At 39.2% G+C, this 8,679-nt stretch carries 6 protein-coding genes; 3 read left to right on the top strand and 3 right to left on the bottom strand.

Annotation, left to right across the window (positions count from 1 at the left end; genetic code table 11):
- Window positions 1-161: 161 nt before the first annotated feature.
- The 3 genes from htpG to ispH form a co-directional block, all read right to left on the bottom strand.
- Window positions 162-2,213: a molecular chaperone HtpG gene (htpG, locus tag QZ265_RS08060; RefSeq protein WP_296405122.1), complete on the bottom strand. Its 2,052-nt coding sequence runs from the start codon at window positions 2,211-2,213 to the stop codon at window positions 162-164.
- A gap of 329 nt (window positions 2,214-2,542) precedes the next feature.
- A complete protein-coding gene (locus QZ265_RS08065) occupies window positions 2,543-3,358 on the bottom strand; it encodes a thioesterase family protein (RefSeq protein ID WP_296405124.1) in 816 nt (271 codons plus the stop codon).
- 128 nt (window positions 3,359-3,486) lie between these two features.
- Complete coding sequence (ispH, locus tag QZ265_RS08070; protein WP_296405127.1) at window positions 3,487-4,443, bottom strand: 4-hydroxy-3-methylbut-2-enyl diphosphate reductase; 957 nt, start codon at window positions 4,441-4,443, stop codon at window positions 3,487-3,489.
- Between the two features lie 232 nt (window positions 4,444-4,675).
- Between ispH and gmk the strand changes: the two genes are divergently transcribed.
- The 3 genes from gmk (at window position 4,676) to QZ265_RS08085 (ending at window position 8,493) form a co-directional block, all read left to right on the top strand.
- A complete protein-coding gene (gmk, locus tag QZ265_RS08075) occupies window positions 4,676-5,290 on the top strand; it encodes a guanylate kinase (protein ID WP_296405129.1) in 615 nt (204 codons plus the stop codon).
- A gap of 161 nt (window positions 5,291-5,451) precedes the next feature.
- Window positions 5,452-5,712, top strand: a complete 261-nt coding sequence (gene rpoZ, locus QZ265_RS08080) for a DNA-directed RNA polymerase subunit omega (RefSeq protein WP_296405131.1) — start codon at window positions 5,452-5,454, stop codon at window positions 5,710-5,712.
- Window positions 5,713-6,303: 591 nt separating this feature from the next.
- Window positions 6,304-8,493, top strand: a complete 2,190-nt coding sequence (locus QZ265_RS08085; RefSeq protein WP_296405133.1) for an HD domain-containing protein — start codon at window positions 6,304-6,306, stop codon at window positions 8,491-8,493.
- Window positions 8,494-8,679: the final 186 nt, after the last annotated feature.

The following is an 8,679-nucleotide window of genomic DNA, read 5'->3' on the forward strand; positions in this document are numbered from 1 at the left end:
ACCTAGTGTTTTGCTAACTTAGTGTCTTGCTAACCTAGTATCTTGCTTATTAGTAGCTAACTACAAGTAGCATAAGCCTCCAACCTATAAACACCCAAACCAAAAAAAAGGACTCATAAACGAGTCCTTTTTTAATGGATATTAATATCTAAACAATCGGCTTATTTTAACAACAGCTCATTAACACGTTTTAGGTAAGCCGCTGGGTCTTCAAGTTGTCCGCCATCTGCAAGTAAAGCTTGGTCGAAAATAACCTGAGCCAAATTATCAAAGTCGCTATCAGATTGATCACTAGATTCTAGTTTTTGAATCAAAGGATGGTTTGGATTGACTTCTAAAATAGGCTGAGTCTCTGGTACTTCCTGACCCATTTGCTTTAACATTTGGATCATCTGAGGTGACAGCTCACCTTCTGGCGTTACTAATACAGCAGGGCTATCCACTAGGCGATTGGACACTCGAACATCTTTAGCACGGCCACCTAGTGTTGATTTTAATTTATCGACAACTGGCTTTAAGCTCTCCTCTGCCTTCTTAGCTTCTTCTTTTTCAGCCTCGTCTTGCAAATCACCTAAGTCTACTGCACCTTTAGCAATGTTTTGCAGCGCTGTACCATCAAACTCTTGTAGGAAGTTCATTGCCCATTCATCTACACGACTGGTCATCAGAATAACTTCAATACCTTTCTTCTTGAATAATTCTAACTGAGGACTGTTTTTAGCAGCAGCTAAGTTTTCAGCTGTTAGATAGTAAATCGCTTTTTGGCCATCCTTCATACGCTCTTTGTAATCAGCAAAGCCAGTTTCTATAGCATCATTAGTGCTAGTCGCGTAACGTAATAGCTTGGCAATACGCTCTTGGTTAGACATGTCTTCGCCAAGACCTTCTTTAATCACATCGCCAAATTCATTGTAGAACTGTTTGAACTTGTCTTGTTGATCACTATCTTCACTATTGGCTAAACTAGCTAGCAAGGTCAAAATTCGACGTGCGTTACCATCGCGGATAGACTTCACATCACGAGACTCTTGTAGAATCTCGCGGCTGACGTTCAAAGGTAGGTCTGCTGAATCAATAACCCCTTTTACGAAGCGTAGATACATAGGCAACAACTGTTCCGCGTCATCCATAATGAATACACGTTTCACATATAGTTTTAGACCATGTTGTTGTTCACGCGCATACAGGTCAAATGGTGCTTTTGATGGGATATATAAAAGCTGTGTGTATTGAACACGACCTTCAACACGATTATGGGTCCAAGCCAATGGCTCATTGAAGTCATAGCTAATATTCTTATAGAATTCAATATATTCTTCGTCATCAATATCTGAGCTTGAACGTGTCCATAGGGCACTGGCTTTGTTGATGGTTTCCCATTCATCAGTTAATACCATTTCACCGTTGCCAGTCACTGCTGCACCAAACTCATCTACTTTATCGTCATCGCCTTCTTCAGGTACATCTTCTTGCCATACTTCTTTACGCATTTGAATGGGAAGACTAATATGATCAGAATATTTGTTTACTAGACGCTTGATTTTGTCACGATCCAAGTAATTGTCTTCACCTTCGCTAAATTCTTGTTTTAGATGTAGCGTAATTGAAGTACCACGGCTTTGTTTAGTGATAGCTTCAGTGGTAAATCTACCAGTGCCATCAGAGACCCAGCGTACACCAGCATTGGCAGACTCGCCTGCTTTACGAGATTCAACGGTAATAGTATCAGCAACAATAAAGCCTGAATAAAAACCAACCCCAAACTGTCCAATAAGTTGACCATCCTGCTTTTGCGATTCAGACAATTGCTCTAAGAATGCCTTGGTACCTGATTTAGCGATTGTTCCTAAGTTTTCGATAGTGTCCGCTTCATTCATACCAATACCATTGTCTATAAAGGTAATGGTTTTTGCTTCTTCATCGATATCAATACGAACTTTTAACTCGCCATCCTCTTCATATAAGCTGTCATCACCTGTCGCTTCAAAGCGTAATTTATCACAAGCATCTGACGCGTTCGATACCAATTCACGCACAAAAATATCAGAATTAGAATACAGTGAGTGAGTCACTAAATGCAGCAGCTGTGCAACCTCAGCTTCAAAAACGTGCTGGGTGGCGTTTTGATTGTCAGTTTGTTGAGTGTCGGCTTGTTGATTGTCTGTTTGTTGATTGTCTGTTTGTAGATTGTCGGTTTGCTGATTGTCGCTCATAATATCCTCTTAATTTTTATATGATTTTATTTTTATACTAATAAACGCTCGATAGCTTATAGCTATAATTTGGCTATGCAAAATGTAAAACCTAACTTAAAGCTACTAAACCTAAAGTTAGAAGTTAGTTCATTGTTCATTATAGCTACAAGCTCTTGAAACTTTATTAGCTGTGGTTAACTTATTAGCTATGGATTATTTATTAGCTGATTTTTAGCTTCTTATTAGCTATAGGTATCTAACTAATAGGGTCATAGTATATTTTTTTCAAGCCTTTTTAAAACGAACTGTACTAAATCTTATTGTCATATAGTGATACGCCTCAAAGGCTACCTTATAATGGGGCGAATAGTTAGTATTTGTTCACTGCGTCCAAATGGTCCTTGAAGATCATGTAGAATAGCACTGGTTAGGCCAATACCATCTTCTCCATATTGTTGAACTGCTTCAATGCCTAGCCATTTTCCTTGTGGCAATCGGTACATATGAATTTGTAAATCTGTATTTGGAAACATCCAATTCATTTTACTTAAATTTGGCCCTTTACGAGGCACGACTCCATTTGCGGTATCGACCAATCCTAAGATTCGAACGATGTCATCTGTAGACTCACCTTCAACCATTTCAAAGTCAGTAGTTACCCAAACCAGTCCCTTACCAGGACGGCGATTAGGTGTAGCTGCCAAATCAATACTTTCAATAAATCCACCTGGCCATCCTTTCATCTCCTCCCACGATGGCAATTGATCAGGATGCGAATCTATAACTTGATCTTCTAAACCAGCTATAGAAGAGGTATCACCGGTACATAATCTCCATGCTCTAGCTATAATACTGTCGCGTCCCCCACTGTTTAACACAGCTTCGATTAGCTCTATGGTCTTACCTGGACGAATATACCGGGTGGTTATGGTAAAGTCATCAAGAGGTATTAAACCTAAAATATCTAAGCTTACACGTGCCAAACGTAACCTATCGTGTGGATGAAAGTTAACAATTTCACGGGTCAAAATCCCAGTTGCCGGCGCCATGTGTTGCTCATTTTCATTCCATGCACCTTGGGCATGTTTCGTCGCTTTATAATAAGCAATGACACTACCATCTGGCAGCTTTTCTCGTTTAAGAAATTTGTAATATGAAGCCATAAGTCATCCTTAACCAGTTATGCAGTTTTATAAACCCATGTTTTTAGAGTAATGTTGTTTGTAGTGTTAAATAAAAAAACTGTAACTTTTACAAGCTACAGTCTTCAATAAATCCTAACCGTGTATCATTATAAACCTACTTGCTGCACAGGAATACGCAGTTCTTTCGGTAAGCTAAAAGTTACATTTTCTTCAATACCTCTAAGCTCATCCGGCAAATCTCCTCCCCACTGCTGTAACTGTTGTAAAACTTCTTGGATAAGAATTTCAGGGGCAGAAGCACCGGCGGTTACTCCCACAGCCTTAACGCCATTGAACCACTCTTTTTCCATTTCGCCTGCATTGTCAATAAGATACGCACGGCAGTCCATGCGCTCAGCAAGTTCACGCAGACGATTTGAGTTTGAAGAATTTGGAGATCCTACTACTAGCACTACTTCACAGCGATTGGCCAAGTCTTTTACCGCATCTTGACGGTTTTGGGTGGCATAGCAAATATCATCTTTACGAGGTCCCTGAATTTTTGGGAACTTGTTACGCAATGCATCAATAACTTTGGCTGTGTCGTCCATAGACAAAGTAGTTTGAGTAACAAAAGCTAATTTATCAGGGTTATTAACTTCTAATCTTGCAACGTCTTCTTCATTCTCGACTAAATAAATTTCGCCGCCAAACTTAGCGCTAAAACGGCCCATCGTACCTTCTACTTCTGGATGACCTTGATGACCAATCAAAATCGCATCCATACTATCACGGGCAAATTTTGCCACTTCAATATGAACCTTAGTAACCAAGGGGCAAGTAGCATCGAACACAGTCAAATCACGGCGTTGGGCTTCAACTTCTACAGCTTTAGACACGCCGTGTGCCGAAAAAATAACGATTGAACCGTCTGGCACTTCATGGAGCTCTTCCACAAATACGGCGCCACGATTGGCTAAGTCAGAAACTACGAATTTATTATGAACCACTTCATGACGCACATAAATAGGAGGCTCAAAGCGGGTCAATGCTTCATTAACGATGGCAATAGCACGATCAACACCGGCACAAAATCCACGTGGATTTGCAAGATAAATTTGCATAACAGACCTTCACAATAGATAATCGGATAAATTACGTTAGCCAAATTGAGTTAGTCTAATTAAGTCAATCAATTATGCGATTAACTAACTTTGACAAACTATTTTATGACTACTTTAACATATCCCGTAAAATAGCACGCATCGAAGCTGTTATTTTGGCGTAATTAACATCTATTTTTCATAATCTAGATTATTATCATTGCAAAGAAACCAACCTAAAGAGATTTCATTCATGAAAGGTTCACTTTTTATTGTCACAGCAGCTTCTGGCACTGGCAAAACATCCCTTGTTAAGCAACTGATTGCTACCACAAATGATCTAGCAGTCAGCGTCTCACATACCACTCGTAATCCTCGCCCAGGCGAGATAGAAGGTCAAGATTATCATTTTATCGAACCTGCTGAATTTATAGAGGGCATACAAGCAGGTGAGTTTCTTGAGCACGCTCAGGTGTTCGATAACTATTATGGAACGTCGATGCAAAGCGTGAACAACCAGTTAAACTCAGGTATTGATGTGATACTAGAGATTGATTGGCAAGGTGCTTTACAGGTTAAAGAACGTTATGATGATGTGACAATGATCTTCATCTTGCCCCCAAGTAAGACCACTTTACGTCAACGCCTATCTTCACGCGGACAAGATTCTCAAGAAGTTATTGAAAAACGTCTCGCAGGTGCGGTGACAGAAATGCAGCAGTACGTTCATTTTGATTATGTGGTCATTAATGATCAATTTGAAGCCGCTTTGACAGAACTAAAATCTATTATCGTTGCAAAGCGTCAGACCCTTGCCCGCCAGCAAGCACGTTACGGAGATACTATCAAAGACTTGATTACCGAGTAATTTAATAGTCTTAGATAGCTTAACTTTGAGTTTAGTGATTATCTTTAATTGAAAACGTTAATATAAAGCTACCCACTTAATTCTGTAAATTTGCTATAATGTTGGATTAGCAATCCAATATCGAATATTTTTATATCACTTAGTGATTACAAGAGGACTTTATGGCACGTGTAACCGTAGAAGACTGCTTACATGCAGTAGATAACCGCTTTGAGCTGGTATTGGTTGCCAGCAAGCGCGCCCATCAACTTGCAAAAGGCATCTCTGAGCCATTAGTTGAGGTTAATAATGATAAGCCAACTGTTTTAGCCTTACGCGAGATTGCAGCTGGCTTAGTAACTAAAGACATCTTAGACCAACCTGACCATCATTTTACTACTAACTCATTAGATTTAGCATTGGGTGGCAATCACGGGTTTTAATTTTTATTACTAACTCGCTAACGGTCAAGGTAGAATAGGCTATTGTTTCATTTTCTTCCTTAACCGCTAAAATATAAAACCACGATAAGCACTCAGCAAGTCGTGGTTTTTTATTTTGTTTATCAAAACAATGAAAACTTATAGTTTTTTTTATTGCTTTTAGAGCTTAACAGTTGACACCAAGCTGATTTTAAGATTAATTAAGGGGTTAGCTTTTTATTTATAATTTTTATCCCCATACTATATTTTACTGCTCTTCTTTATACTTTTAACATTGAATACGATTGGGCAGACTTATAATAAAATACTATGGATTTCTAACACTAAATTGAATACCTATTACTGTTTATCGCCTGGCTGAAGGATGATGTATTTATGTTAAGCCCGACTGCTCGAAACATTCCTGAACTTGGCGAAAGCTTATACGAATCTCAAACTGAAGTTGATATGATTGAATCTTTAAATACTGATATAGATGGCCATGCCATCAATAATATTTCCAATGCAGACAACGTTATAGATTCTTTTATAGTTTCAGACGTCCCTTTGCCAAGCCTTTATGATGATGATAATTTAAACCAAACGACTTATATGCAAAACCTGCCTAAATTAAGCCACCATCTGGTAGATGAAGCACAGCGTAACTTAATGCGTGCACTTGCCTATCTAACTGATGACGAAAAGGAGCAAGTCCTTAAGGCCTGCGCTTATGGTGACAAAGCTCACATTCAAGATAAAAGAAAATCGGGCGAGCCTTATATCACTCATCCTATCGCTGTGGCTGAAATTCTAGCCGGTTTTAGACTTGATAGAGATACGATCATTGCAGCAATATTGCATGATACGGTAGAGGATACTGAGGTTACCTATGAAGAAATTACCGATCTATTTGGAGAAACTGTTACCCGTTTAGTAGATGGGGTAACCAAGCTGAAGTCCTCTAAACATAATAAAAAACAAAACAAAGCAGCGACTTTCCATAAAATAATGTCTGCGACTTTAGATGATCCTAGAGTCCTAATTATTAAGCTTGCCGATCGTCTTCATAACATGTCTACCCTAGACTCAGTACGCCCAGAAAAACAAAAATCTACTGCCTCTGAAACACTGGAATTTTATGTCCCCTTTGCTCGTTTAATGGGTATGAATGACATAGCCGACTATATGGAAATCCTATGTTATCGTAACCTTGATCCGATCATGTATACCAAAATGTCGGACAAATTATTGCAACACGGGCTAGGTCGAAAATACCAAAAAGAAAACATTCAGCAATATCTCAACTATGTTTTAGACAAGCATAAAATTTCAGGTCATGTTCGGGCTTTAGAAAACACGGTCATAATGTATCGTCAGTTTTTCCGTAATCGTGGTGAAATCAATGATTTACTGCGTCACTATGCTTTTGAAATTGTGACCACTTCTATTGAAGACTGTGATTTATTGGCTGATTATTTGATCAATAAATATCGTATCTCAGAGCAATTTGTTGAAGACAATATTCGCCATCCTCTACCCGGTGGCAATCAATCGTTGACGCTAACTTATAAGCGAGATAATGACACCATCAAGGTGACTTTGCTTACACGCAAAATGGAAGCGGTGTCTCGTTTAGGCGTCATTGGTGCAGAACAGGCCTCCGAGCTAAGTCGCTCTGTGATTAAAGCCTCGTTACGTAATATGAAAGAGCTGATTGACTTAAACAGTGAAAGTGATGGTCAAGAAGGTGATCCTGACTATGATGAAATGGTTGAAACCATTGATGAGCTCATCTCATATTTAAATACCCGTAAAATTTTGTGCTACAGTCCTAAAGGTCGTGCTTACGAGTTGCCACGTGGGGCTACTGCATTAGACTTTGCCTATGCTGTAGGACCTAAGGTCGGACATATTGCAGTAGGGGCAAAAATAAATGGCGCAGATGCCAAGCTTGGCTCGACACTCAAGACAGGTGCTACTGTAGAAATTGAAGTTGATCCAAATGCTAAGCCAAAAGCTGAATGGCTAGGTATTGTAGTTACTAGTAAAGCTCAGCGCCTACTAAAACGCTGGTTTAGTAGTCTGCCAATTGAAGAACAGCAGCAACATGGAAAACAAGCTCTACACCGTGCGCTTCAAACGTATGGCAAGTCAATTGACGACTTAAGCGATGCTGATTGGGAAGATTTATTAAAGTGGCAAAGTGTCGAGAGTAAAGAAGAACTATACCAGCGCATGAGTGCCGGTGCTTTATTACCTCAGTTAGTGGTTTCACGCCTATTCAGTGATGATGTGACCAAGAACCACGCACAAGCTCGTCGCAAAGGCTTTGACCGTCCTAATCAACTACTATCTAATGCCAACGGTGTTGAGGTGCATTTTGCCGGTTGTTGTCGCCCTATATTTGGCGACCCGATTATTGGTCATTTAACCATGCATGGCTTGGTGTTGCATCGTCATCGCTGCTACTCTATCGTCAATAAATATGCTGAAAAGCCTTATGAGTTAGTGCAGCTCAACTGGTACAGTGAAGAGCAAATTGAAAAGAGCATTGAACACCCAAGCGAACGTCCTCACTTTACCGCTTATCTCAAAATCAATCTAGCGTTAAACGATGAGCAAGTGTCTCATGTCTTGTATACGCTGCGACAATTAAGCATAGGTATAGAAAAAATCGATGTTCGCTCAGACTCGACCATTATTCATATTACAGTTCGTAGTCGCAGTCATGTGTTACAAGGTATTGAAGCTTTACGTCCGCATGTAGGCTTTGGCAGTATTCGACGTCTGTATCGTTTATAACTTTATAGTGAATAACCATTAGTCTAAGATCAATATTAATAAAAAGCCATGAACTAATAATTAATTTATATTTAATAAATATTATAAATCAAGCTATATTAAATTAACCAATTAATAAACCAATTAATAAACCAATTAATAAACTAATAAAGTAAACGCAACTAGTTAAGCAACTTATTAAAGAGT

Source organism: Psychrobacter sp. (genome assembly GCF_018260395.1).
Taxonomy (GTDB): Bacteria; Pseudomonadota; Gammaproteobacteria; order Pseudomonadales; family Moraxellaceae; genus Psychrobacter.